The organism is Streptomyces sp. NPDC005303 (assembly GCF_040607335.1).
Classification (GTDB): domain Bacteria; phylum Actinomycetota; class Actinomycetes; order Streptomycetales; family Streptomycetaceae; genus Streptomyces.
In genome coordinates, this window is the sequence record NZ_JBEXGM010000035.1 from 27,900 (window position 1) to 46,221 (window position 18,322).

The following is an 18,322-nucleotide window of genomic DNA, read 5'->3' on the forward strand; positions in this document are numbered from 1 at the left end:
TCACTCCGCGCCCGGTGCCGCCGTGCCTCCGTCGGCCGGTGGCGGCTGCCAGGTCGCGGTCACGGTGAGATGCGCCTGCCCGTTGCCGCTCACGATCCCGAACTTCAGGTCGTGCCCCACCTGCACTCCGAACGTCACGCTCATCTCGCTGGGCGGCTCCGGCACGGCGTTGACGGTGCTGTGCACCTCCTGGAGCAGCACGCCGAGCGGTGCCAGGGCACTGCGCAGGGCACCGGTCGCGAAGTCGGCGACGCCCCGCCGTCCGGCGGCCACGGGCGTCGACGTCCCCATCCCCGCAGGGAGATCCTCGTCCCGTCCCGCGGCGCCACTGGGCGGGACGGGAGAGAGCAGGAATCTGACGGGCGTACCGTCGTCGAACTCTGACTGCAGTGCGGTGGCCACGATCACATTGTGGACCAATTCGCTTTTTCAGACAGCCAGTTCACAGTTACGGACCAGCCCCTGCTCTCCCGGCGCCCATTACAGCTTCGCTAACGCCGACCCGCGCTCCCATCGGCGATCCCGCCCGGTGCGGGGCGAGCTGCTGCACGGGGCTTTCACTAACTGAGAGCCCCTGTCATTACCCCTCACAGTAGTAACCCCCAAACGCCATCCCCTTCCGGTAGCGCGAAGTCGCAGGTCAGAGAGGTTCGCCGCTGGATACCCGGCTGCAGGCCGCCCCAGGGCCCCCTCGTTTCTGCAGCCGGTAGCGCCGCTTCACCCCGCCGGGCACCGCGGCTTGCAGGTGTGCCTCGAATGCGGGGTCGGTCTGCATGCGGGCGACCTTCGAACTCGTCCTTGTTGGCGGTAAACTAGTGCAGCCCGCGCGCGGGCACTGCACCCCGGGGTGGGCTCGCGGCCGCCGCCGACTGCAACGTGCGCTTCTACAAGCCCCATCCTCGATGACAGCCTCCGCACCGCGCGGGCGGTGGGACGGGCCCGGACGGTGATCCTGCGGACGTCCTCGTCCTCGAGGTCGCGCAGGCAGACATTGGGTCTTGCCGAAGCCGGTGCCGCCGTGGAGGCACCTGACGCCCACCCGCTGCCACCCCACCGCCCACTCACACGACGTCGCCACCTCACCGTGCGCCCGGCGGCATCGTCGGCGGCCACCGGCCCAGCAGGCATCCCGCCCGAACGGCCCGGCGTACGGCGGACATAGAAGAACCGAGCCGGTGCCGGCCGACTCGGTTCCTGTCTTAACTACGGGTCGTTTTAGGGGCTGATGAAGGGTCCAATGAGTTCTCCGAGGCTCCATCCGAGCAGAGCCGCAGGGAACCATTGAACTCGCCCGTCTGCGGAGGCGAACCGCCTGATCACATCGGAGAGGACGAACGTGAAGATGGCCGCAACTCCTATCTGCATGAGGGCGTGTTGGAGGCTCCCAAATTCTGGGCTGGTCGAATTGATCAGCGCAGAGCAGAGGGGAACATACAGGGAATGGATGAGCTGTCCGGCAATCACCATGAAGCAGAGCAGGAACACCATTGGTATCTCCTTGTAGGTGGCCTCGCGGGTCGCTCACTCCGGCAAGAATCGACACGATCCGCGAGGGGGTATTGGGTTTGCCGACAAGGTTGCCTTATGGACGTCGGGAATGTCGAGAGGAGGTCACAGCGGAAAAAACCCCAGAAAGGTATTGACAAAGCCCCCGTTTCGGCCCTTGACTGACTCACTGGGCTTTAGTGCAAACAAGCTAGAGCCGACACCAATGGATCCTGCGATTGAACTGGCAGTTTTCCTTGTCTGGTGGTTCGCCGTCCTCTTCACTCCGGCAAGAATGACGGGGGGCGGCGAACGGACTCTTTGGCATCACGCAGCCACGCACAGTTTCATAGCACGAGTTGTTGATGTTCTTCAGCCTCCGCGCGCTGCCAGCGAATCGGAGGCTTTCCAATTTCCCCTCACGGGTCACGGACGTGCCGCGAGCCGCGTGCACGCGAGAGAGTCGACACACGCCCTTGCATTCTCCGCATCCGACGGCACGTCCAGCCGCACAGCGGGCACGGTTCTGCACCCTCGTTCTCGGAGAGTCCGAGCGTGCAGAACCGCCACACTTCGTGCGTGGCCAGAAAGGCCGCACCTCATGCATGACGCATGACCCAGGTTTCGTCCGTGACGATATCCGCGCGACTCACCGACGCTTGCGCCGCTTCTTCTTGCTGCCCTGCGGACGTGGCGGCCGCGGTGCTGGCACCAGTCCGGCGACGCGTTGCTCAATGTGCTCCTGGCGCTCGCGCACCACGGCGGCCGTCGCCTCCAGGTAGCGCATGAGGACCTCGTGGAACCCGGCGAGGCGTCCGGCCCGCACGGCGTTCTGTAGCTGCGCGAGGGCGTGCTGCCACTCGTAGATGTCCTCCGGCAGCCGGAGCTTCGCGGGGCCGCGGCGCACCGTCGTGCGCGTCACCGTCTCAGCCCGCTCGATGACTTCGCGCACCAGACGTCGGTGACCGCATGGATCTCCGCTTGGGCGCGGTTGACGATCTCGTCGACGTCGTCGGCGATCGCGTATCCCATCTGTGTGATGGGGGTGCCGGACTCCACCACGCGGCGCAGCGTTCGTAGGTGGTCGCGGTCTTCGGCGTCACCATCGCGGTCTTCGGGATGGGCCGTAGGTGAGCGGCCTGGTTCATAGGTGGCCGCCACCGTGCTGTGCAGCCGACTTGCCCCGCTCGTCGCCGAGGTGGCTTTGTCCACCAGAACGGGAGTCGTTTGTCGATGAGCGCGGGAGGCGCCCCGAAGGCGGCCGAGTCGATGTTCACGAGTTCGGGAGGCACCGCCGAGAATGATCTTGCTAGGGTCCACCGATGGGCGTTCAACGCGTGGGAGGTGGTCAAGCGATGACCCCCGATGAGCAGGAACTGATCATGGGTCTGGCGGTCGGACTGGGTGAGGGTCCGACGCGCACGCTCGACGAGGTGCTCGCCCACTTCGGCGAGTCCGACGGCGAGGCCCTGGCGCTGAGGCTGCTCCGGGACGCCATGGAGCGCCAGGACGCCGACGACGTCGAGATGGCGCTGATCCTCCATGCCGCTGCCGGCGCCTCCATCGAGGAGTTCCTGGAGCCGTTGACCGAGCTGTTCCCCGCCGAATGGCACAGGGACCATGAGGACATCGTGCGCTCGCTGGGCAGGCTCCGCTCGCCCAGGACAGTGCCGACATTGGCCCTGGCAACCCACTGGGTCCCCGAGCACCTGCACTGGGACGAGAACCGGGCACTCGCAGTGAAGGCGGTCTGGGCCCTCGGTGCCATTCCCGGCCCGGAGGCCCGGGATGCCCTCGAAGGTTTGCGCGACGATGGGAATGAGATCATCCGCGAGAACGCGCTGAATCAGCTCGCACGCCGCGGCGAACTCTGACCGCGGAGTCGTAGCCGCTTCCCCGGAACGCCCGGTCGCGTTTCCTCGGCCAGGCGTTCCGCCCAAGATCAATCTCGCCAGGGATTCCTGTACCTCGGCCACTCAAGGTAGGTCACACAACCCACCCGCCGGGCCGTGAGTGACTCCCAAACTCGGTTCTGGCACAGATCTTGGGGATCCGTCGCGAAGCGTGACATCGCTGTTCGATTGCGCGGGATCAGCTCGTACGAGACGGCGTACGCCTTGTCGCCTGACCGACGAGGCGGATCTGGACGCATGGGCGACCGTGACGGGACTGGCCGGGGAAGTGGCTGTCGCGGCTCCCGGGATCCTCGCGGAACTGCACGGGCTGCTGGTCCGGCGCTGGCCACTGGCACCGTCGCCTCAAAAGTGGGGCGGCGGCGATCCGGTGGCGCACTACCGGTACGGGCTGCAGCGTCTTGGTGAGCGGTTCGCCGAACTCGCCCAGAACGTAGGCCTCGACACCGTGCCCAGCCCGGTGAGTGTGATGTTGGATGTGGCCTGGCTGATGGAGCCGGTCCTGTCAGCCGAAGGCTTCGACCGGCGCGATGGGATCCTGCGGGGCATCGCACGGTGGTGCTCAGCCCCGGCCCATACGCTGCCGCGGGAGTTTGATGCCCTGTTGGAGCGGCGTCGCGAAGTCCTGCGGGTTATCGCCCAATGGGCACGGGACCGCCGGGTGTACGCGCCGCAGGGACTGGATCCTAAGGATGCCGCAGTCCGCGGGCCTCTCAGCCTCATTCGTGTGCTGATGGCCGCGGTGCAGCCACTGCTGCACCTGACCGTGGAGAGCACGGGCGGCAGCCCGGAATCAGCAAGCACGATCACCTTGCAGGCCACAGTCCTGCCGGACCGGCCGCAGACCCTTGAGTTGCTGCGCGAAGCGCTCGCCCTGCTCGTTCCGCTCCTGGACGACCCCTCGCTGCGCAGCGGCGAGGGCTTGACCATCCTGCACACACTCGCGGCCCTGCCGGGCAGTCTGCGCAGCGAGAGTGCCCGGCCGTTGTTGTCGGGCACTGCCATGCCAGCGCATGCGGGCACGATCCTGGATACCGCCGCGGCGGAGTTCACCGCGCAGATCGCGGGCCGGTGGAGTTCGCTGCCGTTGCCGGTCAGACGCAGTGCCGCGCAAGCAGTGCTCGGGCCCGATCCACGGCCCTACACCCTCAGCGGTGCCGCGGCGACCGGAGACGAAGTGGCCGTCGTGGCACTGGCGGATACGGCCCTGACCCGTCTTGCGGTGGTACAGCCGCTGCACGACAGGACGCCTTGGAGCGAGGCACTGGAAGCACAGCAGCACGCCTCCGCCCAGCAGTTGGGCAGCGAGATGGGCCTGGTGGAGGCGCTTGAACTGCTGGACGAAACGGCGCCAAACGTCATCGGAGTCGCGGTCGGTGCGCTTCCGGCTTTCGCGCAGGCGGCCGGAGCCGGCACGGATGATCCGCGGCCGGCACTCGAGAGGATCGCCCGCGGCCCGCTTGCCGGTGAGGGCGCGTTGCTGGCCGGTCTCACGCAGTCCCATCCGGACGTGGTCTGGCCCTGGTTGGAGGAGCGCGTCAGCGATCCTCGCCTGGCCGCCGCGGCGCTTGCTTGCGTCGATGCCTATCCGGAGCGCGAGTCGCGTCTGCTGCCCCTGCTTCTGGAATCCGCTTCCTCAGGATCGGCGGCGGGTGACGAGGTGGCGGCCCGGCTGACGTGGATCTTGGTCTGGCACCTGGTGCCGTGCAGGCAGCCGCTCGCACAGCGCCTGAAGGTTCTTGCCTCCCTGGCATCGCGGTGTCCAGCCGCGGCTCTTCCCAACACCCTTCAGGTCATCGGCTTCCTACTCAAGGAGGCAGGCAAAGACGGGGTTCCCGTCGAGAGTGAGGTGGCTCGCCAGTTCGCCGACGCTCTGCGCCGCCGGTTTAGCGACGCCGACCGGATCTCCCAGACACTGCACTTCGATGAGGACACGGCCTACGGCGCCGCAGCGATCGCTTCCTTCCTCCCCGAGGAGTTCGCCGCGGTCCTCGTTGAACAGCTGCTGGCCACCGATGGCCGATATGACCTCCCCAGCGCCTGGGCACATTCGCTTGCGAGGCTCACACCGCCCGCGCGTGAACAGGTCGTAGGCGCCTTCCTCGGGCAGATGGACCGAGCTCGCTTCGACACCGAGGCCAGTGAGCGCACGGGGCTGGCAGCCGCGCGGCTGCTGTCGGCGCTCGGTCGTGGCACGGAGGAGTGGGCAGGGCGCGTGCGGCAGTGGGTGTCAGGATCACCGGCGCAGCGTCAGCAGGCCGCTGCCGCCATCCAACACGCGTGGCAGACCCCGCTGTGGGCAGAAACCGTCTCGAGCCTGCTCGCCGCAAACCTCGACCCTGCCAGCCGGGACGCAATCCTGGCAGGCATCGTTCTACCCGGCCTGGACACCGAGCTCCCCGATGACCCACAGCCCCGCCGCACGGCCCTGGCCCCGCTGGTGACCGATACGAACGCGGCCGTGCGGGCCTTCGCCTTGGATGCCCTGCGCCGCCTCGACGCCATTGAGGAAGAGGACAACAAACAAGAAGCTGACTTCAGACGCGGCTATCGCCGTTGACGAGCTGCCAGGAACAGGCCTCCAGCGTGCCCCTTCGACCGTCGGCGAAGTCCTGTACTCCGCCGTCCAGCCGGATGCCGGGGTGACTCATCAACGCTTACGGATCCGCGGTGCGCGAGGCGGGACCCGGCGGGCTACCGGTTCCCGCTGGCCGGACCATGCCAACCACAGCTGGGCGGGCACCGGATGCGCCATGTCCCCCGCCATCATGAACGGCCGGGCCTCACCACAGGCGAGCTCCCAACCCACCGGCCGCTCGGTCCCTGGTGGCCAATCACGCTCGCCGACCGTCACCGCGACGGCAGGCGCGGACCCTGTATTACGCAGCGCCCATGTGTCCCCGCTGACGTACTCGACACGAACATCCGGACGAGGTTGCTCGGCCTCGAGCCTCGCTCGACGTTCCTCCTCTGCCGCTCGCCGCTGATCAGCCAGCGTGGCCTCAGCAGCATCTGCAGAACGGACCGCTGCATCAGCCGATTTGGCTGATGCATCCGCTGACCGCCGCCCGTCCTGGCGAGCCTTGATGCTCACGACGAAAGCACCAGCCGACAGCACCAACACCGCCCAGGCCGGCGCATCTCCCCATTCCATGCCGGGACCTACTCCGGGCAGCCCCAACCCAGCCAAACGGACCCGAGGGGTTGCGTCCAGGGAAATGGTGTACGGGTTCGACCTGATCCGGGGGTGTTGCTCCGGCGTTGGGATGAGGCCCGCATAGATGACGGCCACCGGCTGATCTTCGAAGTGTCGAAGCCCGAAGGAGATCAGCACGATGACCGCACCCGACAGTCTGCCCCTGCACGCCCTCGCTGAGAACAACCTCGCCGCGGCTAGGGTCCGTCTTCAAAGATCACTAGATGGTGGATCATGGTGTGGTGATACATCGCCATGAACTCACCGACCACGAGTGGGAGTTACTCGCTCCACTCCTACCGCGGGCCGCGACGGGTCGGCCGCGTGTATCGGACCTGCAGGTCCTCAACGGGATGGTCTACAAGATCCGGACCGGGATCTCCTGGCGTGACCTGCCGGAACGCTACGGGCCGTGGCAGACCGTCTACACCCGCTTCCGTCGTTATGCCCTGGACGGCGTGTTCACGCGAGCCCTTCAGCATGTCCAGGCTCAGGCGGACGCTGCCGGCGACATCGACTGGCTCGTCCAGATCGACTCGACCATCGTCCGCGCCCACCAGCATGCCGCCGGCACGGGCCGAAAGGGGGGAAGCACCGTCAGGACGAACCGGACGATCACGCCCTCGGCCGATCCCGAGGAGGCCTAACCACAAAGATCCACCTGCAGCCGGAGCGGTCGATGCAGCGTCGATCGTCCGGCTCACCGCGTCACGGACGGTGGGAACGACGCGCTCCTCCAGCCCGGTCCCCGCGTCGTCGACCCGGTATGCCGATCCCGCAGCGTCCAGGATCCGGGCCAGCCGTCCTTCAAAGTCTCCTCCCAGCCCCAGTACCTCACCATCTTCGGGCTGCTCCCATCCGAGGATGACGTCCACGACGTCGAGCAGATCCATGCCGTCTGCGCTGACCAACGCGTCGGCGGCGGTCTGGCCAGGAAGCGGCACCATTCGCAGCCGCAGGCAAGCCTCCACCGCGTTCTCGTCGTCCCGCGAAAAGTGCGATGCCACCCACTCTTGCAGCGCTCCGACAAGGTGGCGGGGGACACCGTCGTAGGGGGCGTAGTCGTAAGGCTCGTTGTGGCCTATCCGAACGGAGAAAGGCGGCCGTGCCATGGTCATGCTCCGTGAGCGTACTGGCCAGCCAAGGCAACAGAGGACAGATTTTCCGGCCTCCAGCACCCCTGAGCGTGGAGCAGCGCTGCCTCGGACACTGACACCATGCCGCAAGCACGTGACCACCCCTGACCTCTGACACCGCCACTCACGTTGGCCCTCAGGTACTGGTCGTCCTGCCGAAGAGGGCTTTGAACAGTCCTGGAGACTGCTGAACGAGGTCGATGCAGCAGTCGGGGCAGTGTCGGTCGTCCTCGGGCGGGGCGTCCTCGTAGCGGATGCCGGGCGTGCCGGTGACGGGCTGGCCGCAGCGCTTGCAGGGAGCGGGCGGCGGTGACGGCGGGGCTGCCGGGGGTAGGGTTCGCAGCTCGCGCTGCAGGTCGGCTTCTTGTTGGAGGCGTTCCTGTTCGAGCTGCTGATCGCGTTCGCGGCGGTGTTCTTCGTCGCGGTGGTGCCAGGCGTCGATGTCGTCGGGGTTGGCGAGGGCGTCGGTGAGGGTTTCCCACTGGCGGTGGCCACAGCGCCACCACACGGCCTCGATGGGTCCGTGCTCCTTCAGGCGGGGCAGGGTGGTGAACAGCAGCGGGATGGCGTCGGTGTAGTTGGTGTAGCCGTCGGCGGGATCGCTGAGGACGCTGCCCATGCGTTCGTAGCGGCCGGACCAGAGGTCGCGGGTTAGTTCCAGAACCCGGTTCATGCGGTTCTTCAAAGCCTGCTCGCCGGTGCGGATACCAGGGTTGAACACCACAGCCACCGGCGGGTGTCCCTCCCTGCCGGTCGGCGGGTACAGGGTGCTCCACACCGGGACCTCCAGGCCCTGGTGGCCCTTGGTCTTCAGGCGGAAGAAGCGACGGTAGCGGTCGAACTTGGCGGCCAGGACGTCCGGGGTCTCGGTGCAGTTGTCGACCTCCACCAGCAGCACCGGCACGCCCGCCTCCGGTGCGATCAGCACCGCGTCGGCCTGGACCGCGGAGCGGTTCCGCGCACCGGCGGGCAGATGGTAGACCACCTCCGTGGACCAGGAGGCCACCGTGCCGATCCCCGCCCCCGCAGCAGCGCTGGTGTCCCGCGCGGCCGGGAGCAAGGCCGCTGGCTCGGTCTCGGGCTGGGTGCGGCGTACCGGACGGGTGGGTTCTGGGGTGGTGCGGGTGATGGCGATGATCGTCTCGTTGGCCGCCATCGCGTGCGGGGCGCCGGAGCGGGCCGCGCCGCGAGCGGTCCCGCCCATCTCGCTAAAGGGACGGGCGAGTACCTCGGAGGCGGCCTCCAGCCCGAGCGGGGTCCGCCCCCACAGCTTGTTGCCATCCCGCGCACTGCCCTCCGAGACCACGAGGTTGTGGCGGGCCAGGTCCAGGCAGGCGTTGCGGACGGTCTTGTTGTCCTTGTGCCCGGAACACATCAGCCGCCGGATCTGATCGGGACTGGCGACCTTCAGGACCCCCAGCGCGGCCAGCACATGCGCCCGCACCGCCGCCGTGGAACCGTACGGATACACCTTCGACCCACCCACCGACGCCTCGCCCTCCCACATCCCGGCGCACCCCTCCCCGGGTGCGCAACAGCGGGCCCGGCGGGGCCCGCAACAGGCCGCGCCACCTCACCCGATGGATCTCGACCCCCACCCCGCCATCACTACCACCCATCACTGACACAAGCGGGTAGGACAAGAGGAGAGAGACAGAGGGATGTCGAGATCCGTGGTCGGCCCTGGACAAGGGGTTTGACCAGGGAAAACCCTGCGCAGCCTACCGCACGTGCCGGTAGGGGCTCTGGTAGGGAAGGCGGTAGGGAGCCCGGTAGGGGAATCGGAGGCTGGCCCACTGTGCAGGGCCTGCACAGTGGGCACTGCATTCCTCAGCCGCCCGGACGCGCCAGTCCCGCACATTGCTGTGGATGGAACCCCGGTGCCGTACCCGCTAGCGGGTGTAGTTGAGCCTCTCCCCGTTCTCGGAGTTGGTGCGGCTAAGGGTGTGCCCGTTGGTGAGGGTGAGGGTCGTGGCGCCCCCCGGCTTGCAGATCCCCGGATCGCCGGAGGTGACGGTGCTCGGACCGACCGTCAGCTCGCTACCGTCGCTCGACGCCGCAGTCAGGGGGGCCGTGAACACGCAGTGGTAGGTGCCGCTCGTGGTGGGACCGTCGGCGACGAGGATGAGGACGTCGTCACCGATACGGCCCTGCTTGATCACGAGCGACCGAGTGTGCTCCCCGTCCTGATTGATGATGGTTCTCCAGCTGCCGAGGTAGGCCTGTGGCACATCTCCGTTGACTACGGGAGTAGGAGAGGAGGACGGGGCGGACGGGGCGGACGGGGCGTCGCTCTGCTTGGAGTGTGCGGGGAACTGCTGGTGGATGAAGGGGCGGAGCTGATAGCCGAATGCGGTGAAGGCGATGGCAAGGACGGCAGCCACCGCGGTCAGGGCGAGAGTGCGGCGAGGCCCACGCTGACGCTGTTCCCCAGAAGCGCTGCTCGATCCGAGCACTACGGCAGCGCTGGGATCGAGGACGAAGGTGACCCAATCCGGGTGTGGAGGCCGGGGACCGGCTTCTGCGCGCTCCTCGCCCTGTGGTGGTGGCGCCGTGAGGAGGGACTGGTATGAGGTGGCGGCCGCGGGGCGTCGCACTTCGAAGACCCTTAATGCTGAGCCAGAGTTGTCGACCCGCCCGTAGGAGCGGATGCCGATGACGGCGGCTGCAGCCCGCCGTGCGAGACCGAGCTCGACGGGGGCTGTCAGCACGCTGGCCTGTGGAGCACGGACGCCGGCTCCTAAGGTGGCAGCAGCGGCCCGGCGCAGCAGACCGGGCCGACTCATCCGGCACCGTCCTGATCAGCGGCTGGCCTGCGCGTCCTGCCCTGCGAGGAGGGACCCGAGGATGGCGGCTGCCCCACCGAGGGCGACTGCGCTGCGTCAGGGCCTGCACGCTGCGTCGGTAAGACCTCCCGCGTAGTGTCCAGGACCGGCCCCGGACCGTTGCTGGCCGCGGCGGTCTGCTGCGCGGCGCCAGTGGGAACAGCACCTTCCCCGAGGATCGCTTCGGCCAGGCGGGAGTTCTTGAGCTGGACCAGGATCAGGGGCGCGGAGGCGCCGGCAGCAAACACCGCGAAACCGCCACTGACCTGACCCGACGTTCCCAGCACCCCGGCCACCAACGCCCCCAGCACGGCGTGCACCACGGCGGCGATGCATTCCCCTCCGACGTCGTAGACCGCACCGAACGTCGGCGGCCCCTCAGCGCCGGGATCGGGAGCATGCCGATACTGCTGACGCCGGTTGAGCCATTCAGTCATGCAGTCATATGCGTGCATGATCCCGCGTACTGCTCCGCCTGCGGCGCCGAGCAGCAGCAGTGTCGCAGTATTCACGGTGCCTCAGCCCATGCAGGAAGATTCCAGTGATTCCGCCGCAAAGCCTACGGACCTGACCGGCGCAGCGCGGACGATTGCCGAAGATATGCACATGTAACCCCATCTCAACCCAGGCCAGTTGAGTGTCGAGCTGTACGAGCGCACCGGGCGCACCGCCTCAGTCTCAGCCGCCCCCCCCCCGTCCAGAGGCCCTCGGGGTCCCGCAGGGTGGCACGGAACCGGTCGATCGTGGCACGCACGCGCGAGGCCTCCTCCCACTCCGCGCCGTACTCCCCGGCGGCCAGACGTCCGTGGCACACGAACTGCTCGGCCACCGTGGCCACATCCTGCGGTGCTGCGTAGACCCGGTGCAGCATCGTCAACGGCTTGCTGGAACCGGAACGGAGGTTCAGGCCGTGCAGGGAGTAGGCCCAGCCGGTGTCCTCGTCCCAGTCGAAGCGGATCCCGCCCGTGCGGGCGGCGGTACGGCTGGTGTCCCACCCCAGCACGATGAACAGCCGGTCCCCGAACCGCGGATGGCGGTAATCGGCCCGTACGGTGCCCGGCGGGATGCCGTGCCGGGTGAGGGCGTCGTCGACGGCCTGGCCGATCTCGTCCCGGCGCACCTCGAAGCGATGGGAGTACGGCAGCTGTTCGACGCGGTGGTCACCTCCTTCGAGGTTGGCTGGCGAAAGCCGCACCCCACCATCTACACGGCCGCCTTGAACGAACTCGGGATCGCTCCCGGCGCGGCCGTGTTCGTCGGCGACACCTACGAAGCCGACTACTGCGGCCCCCAGCGAGCCGGAATCCGCTCGCTCCTCATCGACCCACACAGTCAAGCTGCCATACCCCACGAGGCGCGCCTCTCCTCGATCTTCGAGCTACCTGCCCGTCTCGCGGCACTCAACTGAAGAAAAACACCTGCTCGACTCAACAAGGGGTGCCCACCGTCACCCGGGGTGTGTGTACCAAGGAGTGCCGGGCACTCTCGCGGACATCGCGGTGCGCACCGGTACGTCCAGGCGCAGTGCACGACATCGCCGGATCGCGCACTGGTGCGCAGGATGAAGTTCATCGTGGTGCGCCTGAGTGCACACGCGAAGCCGTTCACCGGCGCGGGCGCACCGCGCCGTTCGGTTCATCCCTGGCGGCGCTTGCCGTAGTGCCTGTTTGCGATGTCGGCTGATCCATCGTGGCAGCGAGTACCAATCTTCGTGCTTCATCGCACGAAATGGTCCGCCGACGCTGTCGGCTATGGTGAAGGCATGTGTTGCTGTGCTGCCATGACCACCCGTACCGCCGCTTAGCGGCGGTATCCGCGGTTGCCCATAACCGCGGCCTCGTTGCTGGCCCCGGCCGGGGCCAGTGCCACGACCTACCGCCGGATCAGTGTCCTGCCGGCAGCCACTCGCTTATTGCTGCGCTGCCGGGCCATCCTGCCTGATCAGGGAAGTCATGTCTCAGTCGCAGCGCTTCGATTCACAGCACGAAACCACGTCCCCTTGCCCGCATGGAGCCAGCCCCGGCGTCGCGCAGGATCCGCCTGTCGCCACCCTGCTCCTGATGGTCGGGCTCCCCGGAGCTGGGAAAACCACCCGGGCCAAAGAGCTCGCCGCAACGCACCGGGCACTGCGGCTGACCCCAGACCACTGGATGATCCCCCTGTTCGGCGATTCGATGGCCGACGGAAAGCGCTGGGTGCTCGAAGGGCGGCTCATCTCGGTCGCCCTCCAGGCGCTGCGGCTGGGGACCAGCGTCGTGCTCGACTACGGGCTCTGGGGCCGCGATGAACGGTCGGCACTGCGCTGGCTGGCACGCTCGGCCGGGGCAGCATGTCAGGTGGTCTACGTGCCTGTGGACAAGGACATCCAGCTCGCTCGCATCGCGCACCGCCAGGCGACGACACCGCATCAGACGTTTCCCATGAGCGAGACCGACGTAGACCAATGGCGGGAGCGGTTTCAGGTGCCTGACGCCGCCGAACTCGCCGGGGGCGAGATCCCAAGCCCGCCGGCGGGCTGGCCGAGTTGGCCGGAGTGGGCGGTAGACCACTGGCCCTCATGCACCGACAGCTAAGTGCCTGTTTTCGGTGTCGGGCGGAGTGGGCCTGGCTGGTGATCGATGGAGAATGCGGCATGGCGCCGACTGCAATCCGCCGAGATCCGTGATGGCTCCGGGTGGTGACGGTCGCGACGGTTACAAGATTGATGTTGGTCGTCAGACGGCAGCGGGCATCGCTGCTGGGACTGTCCGTGGTGACCGTCGCGCCGGTTTCCGGGTAAGTCGGCGGGTCATCAGCGTGATGGACGCCCAGGTGATCAATGACTCGCTGACCTGCGGGAGCCGTTCGTGGTCTCGGCAGTGGCGTCGGGCCCTCATGATCCAGGACAGTGAGCGCTCGACGACCCAGCGACGAGGCAGGACGACGAAGCCCTTGGCATCCGGCGGGCGCCGGACTGTCTTGATCTTGATGTCGAGACGCTCCTTTGCCCAGTCGACCAGCGCGCCCGCGTAGGCGGAATCGGCCCAGACGATCGCGATCTCGGGGTGCATCAGGTGAAGGCGGAAGAGGACCTCCTTCGCGGCCTCCCGGTCGGTGACGTCGGCCGGGGTGACCATGACGAGCAGGATCAGGCCGCAGGTATCGACGACGATGTGGCGCTTGCGACCGTTGATTTTCTTCGCGGCGTCGTAGCCGCGGCTGGCCCGGCTGACGGTCTCCGACGCCTTCACGCTCTGGGAGTCCACGATCACCGCGGCAGCCTGCGGGGTCTTGCCATTGCTGAGCCGTACTCGTCTGCGGAGCTGGTCACGGATCGCGTTGATGATGCCGACGGCGGCCCAGCGTCGGGCGAATCCGTAGATCGTCCGCCAAGGCGGGAAGTCCGAGGGCATCGCCCTCCACTTGATCCCGTTATCGACGAGGTAGCGGATGCCGTCGACCACCTCGCGGCGGGGTGCTTCTCGGGCCGTCCGCGGCCGCTCTCACAGGCGGCAGGCGGAAGCAACGGCTCGATCAGGGCCCATTCGGCGTCCGTCATGTCGGACGGGTAGCGGCGGCGGCGCATTGGGAAGGGAGGGGGCCTGGCCCATCTGGTGCGGGGAGGGAGCCGGCCAGGACCCCGATCCTTTCTGCTGTCGAAGTGTCGGTGCCCCGCGGGGAGAGATCAGCTGGACTGTGAGGCTGCCATTTCTCCCACCCGGCCAGACCGCTACGGTGACACCCCGTCACTCGGCCGTCCCCGGACACCCGTTAGTACACGACAGACATCAACACCGGCAGATCATGACGTAATGAACCCTTTTGATGGCGAAACCGTACTGAGGGTTGCGACGCCCGCCGGAAGGGGCACCATGAAATTGCACGCCTCCCCTGGCATCGCACCTTCCAGTCTGGAAGGCACGGCGGGTCCCCTCGTGCTCAAGAACCATCGGAGGGCAAACCGCCCCGCTTCCGCCCGGCCGCCCACGCGCCGGGCGGAAGCAGACCGGGCCGGGCCGCACCAGCGCCCGCCCCGCCTCAGCGACTGCGGTGCAAGAGCCATCGCACGCCAGCCACCGGCGGCCCCTTGCAGCCGCCCGAGACAGAAGCGGATCGTCAGCCGCTACACCGGCCATCCTGTGAGCTGGTGACGGAATCCGTCGTTGAGGCGGTCCGTCAGAATGTCTCCGTCAGAGGTCAGGATGTGCGGCTGGTGGGCTCCCATGTCGGCCAGCAGGTCAGCTGCGAGGGTCCAGGCGACGACAACTGCCTCCCGCTTGTCGGTGACGATGGCGGCGAGATCCCCCGTTGTCTGCGCGGGAGCCGTGGGGAGCGGTAGGGCTGGGCCGTGTTGGAAGACGCTTTCGGTCACGACCAGTTGCACAAGATTGTCTCTGCCGTCGTAGCGGTGCAGTGCGGCTGACAGCATCAGGTCGCCGACCGCTCCAGTCTCTGCCGCCCAGGCCGCGGCTGCTTGCACCAGGGTGACGAGGTCGACTTCGAAGGCGCGCTGGGACATCTGGTGGGGGCCGTCGGCGTCGCGTCGATTGTTGTGGAGGTCGATGGCCCGTGCGGCGTAGAAGCTGCCGTCCTGGTGGAGTTGGCCCGTGGGGGAGCCCTCAAAGCGGACCTGCCTCCGGCCTACCAGCGGGGGGTATGGGGGCCGCGCGTTGAGCGTCACTCCGTGACAGGCAAGGTCCTCGAAGCGGCTGAAGGCCTCGTCGCGATCGGCCCGGGTGGCCAACGGATAGGTGCCGCGTACGGCCGGAACGGCGGCAAGGCTGACCCAGGCTGGGGAGTACGTCACCGGAGGGCTGCTGCCTTCCACAGTTCTGGTCAGAAAGTCCTTCAGGTAGCGACGGCCTGCGTCGGCGACTTCCCGCAGGCGGTCGACATCGTCGGAGGCCGCCTGAAAACGGTCACGGTAGCGCTGGGCGATCTCGGATTCGGCCAGGGTGCGGGTCGTAGTTCCGTGCCGGACGTGAACGCGGAAGTTGTAGTCGTTGCCCGGAGCCGCGACGGCGTGCGGGGCCTGGGTGCTCGGGGGCACGGTGAGGATCCAGTAGATCTTGCCCGCGTGGACCGTGGACTTCACCGGTCGCACACCCACGTTGGGGACGACGGGCTGGATCCAGTTGGCTAGTACCGAACGGATCCACTCCTCGCCTCGGCCCGGGATCAGCTCGGAAGGGGCCAGGTCGTGTGCGTGGTCCTTCTTGCCGTCGTCGACGCCGATGACCACCATGCCGCCGGCGGTGTTGGCCATGGCAGACACGTCCTTGGCGAGCTCCTTCTTGCCCGCGTCGGTGCCCTGGTAGAAGTCCTTCTTCCAGTCGAGGTCGACGCTCTCGGGTATCTGGCTGTCGATCGCGCGCTGCAGATCCTCCTCGGTGAGGTGATCGGGGTGTTGTCCCAAGGTGGCGGTAAGCCGGGCAGGCAGAGCCATCGGGTACTCCAGGGTGTTCGCACAAGGCTGACGGTCGCCAACCAGATCACGCTAAACGTGATCACCTGGACGTCACCACGCATTTCCGGTACTGAGCTCGCTGCCCGGGCCGTACCACCGAACCCGGACCGTGCGGGTCGCGCTGCCGCCGATCCAGTGCTGGGCCACAAGCAGCAGGAAGTCGTCGCGTGACTGTGGGACAGATACTCCCGATGCACTCCTGCGATGCTCTGCGACAACAGGACTCACGGGCTGGCTAGTTCCTGCCGGAGCAGGTCGGGGCGGGTGTCGGCAAGGTCGAAGGCCCGCTTCAGTCCCTCCACGAGGGCGGGCTCGATCCGGTAGAGGCGTACGCTCTCGTCGCGTTCCAGGAGCTGGGTGCGGTTGTCGGGGCCTATTCGGCGCCGGACGGCCCGGACACTGGTGAGTGTCCCGCCGATCCTCTTCGGCTCGATCGGCGTCTGCGGGTGGCCGGCGAAGTGGGCCTGGATGTCGTCGTAGGTGGCGGTGCCGCCCACTTCGACCAGGCGGCGCAGGACGGCGCGGCCGCGGGGCATGACGGCGGCGACGGTGTCGAACAGCATCCGCTCACTCCAGCCCTGCCCGAGATCCTCATCGGCCAGGGTCTCCGGGCCGGGCCGGGGCTCGTGGGAGGGCGCGTCGGGCCAACTGCTGGTCACGGCGGCGGGGTTGAGGCCGTAGGCGGCCTGGACGGCCGCGATCGCCTGCTCGTACGTGTCCCTCTGGGTGTCGATCGTCAGCTGCACGCCCTCCCCCTCCATCTCCCTGTTCTCCGCGCCCGTCCTGGTCCCCTCCCCCGGCCACTGGCGTCCCAGAGGCGGGAGTCCGAGGCGGGCGCGGCGGAAGTCGTTCGCGGCGACCTGCACCTCGCCGGCGCCTTCCCAGGGCTCCCCGTACTCGGCTTCGGTGATCCGGCGGAAGCGTACGAGGTGTTCGGCGACGTCGGCCACCGCCTCGGGGGTGGGCATGGGCGTACGGAGCGGCGTGAGGACGGAATAGAAGTGGACGTCGAACTGGCTCAGTCCGGCCAGGGCGTAGAACCATCCCTTACGTTCGTGCCAGTGCAGCTGGAGGCCGCCGTGGCCTCCGGTGCGGCTGACGTCCCACGTCATCACGGTGTACATGGTCATGCCGCGTTCGAGGCTGGTGTGGTTGGCCCGGACCGTGCCCGGTGGGATGCCGCGTGTGGTGAGGGCGTCGTCGACGGCCTGGACGTAGGGCCAGTGCGGCAGCCCTTTGGGGTCGACCAGGGTGCCGGGCGGGTCAAGGAGCACGACCGATACCTCCACAGCAGCAGATCGGAGCGGGTGGGGTGGGGTCAGGAGGCGCTGCGGAAGACGGCAGCAGGCCCGATCACGGCGGGGCCGAACTTGTCCCGGACGCGGTCGACGGCCTCTTCGGCCACCAGGCGTGCCTCGCGGGCCTGGTCGAGGCTGATCTGCGTGGTGACCTGGCCGGCGCCGATGAGGTCATCACCCCGCAGGGCAAGGGCGGTCAACCGTCCGCGCTGCAGGCCGGCGGCGTCGAGGAGCGAAGCGCACGGGTTCGCAGAATCATGCGTCACGCAGCACGGGAACCCGGACGGGAACCCCGGATGGGTGGGGCTTCGCGTACGAGTTGCCGCTTCTTTCTACAGGACAGTTATTGGTTCCAGTTTCACTTGTTTATGGGCGAATTTTCGACCGAACGATTTACTCTATTTGCGCCCACACGTTGGGTGTGATGCAGTGAGAGATGTTCGGTGCGGCATCCCGATTTGATCGTTGTCGTGGCGATGGCCGACCTTATAGACGCAATGAACCTCGCTGAGCTGGGACGGGTCGCCATGACTGCTGCGGCAACGTAGGCAACGGAGCCATCCCTTAAACAGGACTGCACACAATCAGCGCATGGCCACAGGTTTGAGGCCTGGCTCAAACACACCGCCGCCGACGGACACACCACGGGCAGCTTCGAGATGGACGAAGACGGTGATTACACCCCCGTGCCGTGATCACACAAGAACACCCACCAGTCCGCCGGAGGCTCATCAACTCTCCGCGCATGTGGGCCTGGAACGCTCTCGTGATCATGATCGTAAGCAGGATCTGCGGCCAAGGGTCAGCCTCCTCGCACTCGCCCGAAAGCCCGGCTGCGATCACCGCCGCACTGCAGGCCACAAGCCTGATCGCCCAGCAGGCATGGCCGGCCGTTATCAGCGTGCCCCCGCCCCTAACAGTAGCGAGTCGCTGATTCCTGCCAGGTGCGAACGGATGCCGCGCCCGCCAGTTCCGGCAGCAGTCAGCTCGGCTCACGGGCCTTAGGCGGGAGTTAGTCGGGCT

Annotated in this window: 15 protein-coding genes and 2 pseudogenes; 5 read left to right on the forward strand and 12 right to left on the reverse strand. The window is 67.6% G+C overall.

Going from position 1 to position 18,322, the window contains the following annotated elements; all coding sequences use genetic code 11:
* The 4 genes from ABZT93_RS33740 to ABZT93_RS33755 all read right to left on the reverse strand — a co-directional run bounded on the left by ABZT93_RS33740 (position 1) and on the right by ABZT93_RS33755 (position 2,697).
* Positions 1 to 402 carry a CU044_2847 family protein gene (locus ABZT93_RS33740; RefSeq protein WP_356111869.1) on the reverse strand — a complete coding sequence of 134 codons (402 nt, stop codon included), beginning with the start codon at positions 400 to 402 and terminating at the stop codon, positions 1 to 3.
* 813 nt (positions 403 to 1,215) lie between these two features.
* Complete coding sequence (locus tag ABZT93_RS33745; protein ID WP_356111871.1) at positions 1,216 to 1,488, reverse strand: hypothetical protein; 273 nt, start codon at positions 1,486 to 1,488, stop codon at positions 1,216 to 1,218.
* Between the two features lie 646 nt (positions 1,489 to 2,134).
* Positions 2,135 to 2,437 carry a hypothetical protein gene (locus ABZT93_RS33750; protein WP_356111940.1) on the reverse strand — a complete coding sequence of 101 codons (303 nt, stop codon included), beginning with the start codon at positions 2,435 to 2,437 and terminating at the stop codon, positions 2,135 to 2,137.
* Positions 2,404 to 2,697: a hypothetical protein gene (locus ABZT93_RS33755; protein WP_356111941.1), complete on the reverse strand. Its 294-nt coding sequence runs from the start codon at positions 2,695 to 2,697 to the stop codon at positions 2,404 to 2,406. The genes ABZT93_RS33750 and ABZT93_RS33755 overlap by 34 nt, the downstream gene beginning before the upstream one ends.
* Positions 2,698 to 2,807: 110 nt before the next feature.
* Here ABZT93_RS33755 and ABZT93_RS33760 point away from each other — a divergent pair, with 110 nt between their 5' ends.
* The 3 genes and pseudogenes from ABZT93_RS33760 to ABZT93_RS33770 form a co-directional block, all read left to right on the forward strand.
* Positions 2,808 to 3,359: a HEAT repeat domain-containing protein gene (locus tag ABZT93_RS33760; protein ID WP_356111873.1), complete on the forward strand. Its 552-nt coding sequence runs from the start codon at positions 2,808 to 2,810 to the stop codon at positions 3,357 to 3,359.
* A gap of 286 nt (positions 3,360 to 3,645) precedes the next feature.
* Positions 3,646 to 5,958: a hypothetical protein gene (locus ABZT93_RS33765; RefSeq protein ID WP_356111875.1), complete on the forward strand. Its 2,313-nt coding sequence runs from the start codon at positions 3,646 to 3,648 to the stop codon at positions 5,956 to 5,958.
* Positions 5,959 to 6,818: 860 nt separating this feature from the next.
* Positions 6,819 to 7,258 (forward strand): annotated as a pseudogene (locus ABZT93_RS33770) (IS5 family transposase); the annotation flags it as partial.
* A 608-nt stretch (positions 7,259 to 7,866) separates the two neighbouring features.
* Here the strand turns inward: ABZT93_RS33770 and ABZT93_RS33775 are convergent.
* From ABZT93_RS33775 to ABZT93_RS33790, 4 genes are all read right to left on the reverse strand, one after another.
* Positions 7,867 to 9,237: a replication-relaxation family protein gene (locus tag ABZT93_RS33775; protein WP_356111877.1), complete on the reverse strand. Its 1,371-nt coding sequence runs from the start codon at positions 9,235 to 9,237 to the stop codon at positions 7,867 to 7,869.
* A gap of 385 nt (positions 9,238 to 9,622) precedes the next feature.
* Entirely contained in the window at positions 9,623 to 10,114 is a 492-nt protein-coding gene (locus ABZT93_RS33780) for a serine-threonine protein kinase (RefSeq protein WP_356111879.1), read from the reverse strand.
* 398 nt (positions 10,115 to 10,512) lie between these two features.
* The gene (locus tag ABZT93_RS33785; RefSeq protein ID WP_356111881.1) at positions 10,513 to 10,992 is read right to left on the reverse strand and encodes a hypothetical protein; all 480 of its coding nucleotides are present in this window, start codon (positions 10,990 to 10,992) and stop codon (positions 10,513 to 10,515) included.
* A gap of 182 nt (positions 10,993 to 11,174) precedes the next feature.
* The gene (locus tag ABZT93_RS33790) at positions 11,175 to 11,675 is read right to left on the reverse strand and encodes a hypothetical protein (protein ID WP_356111883.1); all 501 of its coding nucleotides are present in this window, start codon (positions 11,673 to 11,675) and stop codon (positions 11,175 to 11,177) included.
* 9 nt (positions 11,676 to 11,684) lie between these two features.
* On the opposite strand from ABZT93_RS33790, the gene ABZT93_RS33795 reads away from it, so the two are divergent.
* Both ABZT93_RS33795 and ABZT93_RS33800 read left to right on the forward strand, forming a co-directional pair.
* Complete coding sequence (locus ABZT93_RS33795) at positions 11,685 to 11,963, forward strand: HAD-IA family hydrolase (protein ID WP_356111885.1); 279 nt, start codon at positions 11,685 to 11,687, stop codon at positions 11,961 to 11,963.
* A gap of 652 nt (positions 11,964 to 12,615) precedes the next feature.
* Positions 12,616 to 13,128 (forward strand): ATP-binding protein, encoded by a 513-nt coding sequence (locus tag ABZT93_RS33800; protein WP_356111934.1) that lies wholly within the window; start codon positions 12,616 to 12,618, stop codon positions 13,126 to 13,128.
* A 141-nt stretch (positions 13,129 to 13,269) separates the two neighbouring features.
* Here ABZT93_RS33800 and ABZT93_RS33805 read toward each other — a convergent pair.
* From ABZT93_RS33805 to ABZT93_RS33820, 4 genes and pseudogenes are all read right to left on the reverse strand, one after another.
* Positions 13,270 to 14,120: pseudogene (locus ABZT93_RS33805) on the reverse strand (IS5 family transposase).
* A 537-nt stretch (positions 14,121 to 14,657) separates the two neighbouring features.
* Positions 14,658 to 15,980 carry an ATP-binding protein gene (locus ABZT93_RS33810; RefSeq protein ID WP_356111886.1) on the reverse strand — a complete coding sequence of 441 codons (1,323 nt, stop codon included), beginning with the start codon at positions 15,978 to 15,980 and terminating at the stop codon, positions 14,658 to 14,660.
* A gap of 245 nt (positions 15,981 to 16,225) precedes the next feature.
* Positions 16,226 to 17,275, reverse strand: a complete 1,050-nt coding sequence (locus ABZT93_RS33815; protein WP_356111888.1) for a DUF6292 family protein — start codon at positions 17,273 to 17,275, stop codon at positions 16,226 to 16,228.
* 44 nt (positions 17,276 to 17,319) lie between these two features.
* The gene (locus tag ABZT93_RS33820) at positions 17,320 to 17,565 is read right to left on the reverse strand and encodes a hypothetical protein (protein WP_356111890.1); all 246 of its coding nucleotides are present in this window, start codon (positions 17,563 to 17,565) and stop codon (positions 17,320 to 17,322) included.
* Positions 17,566 to 18,322 lie beyond the last annotated feature (757 nt).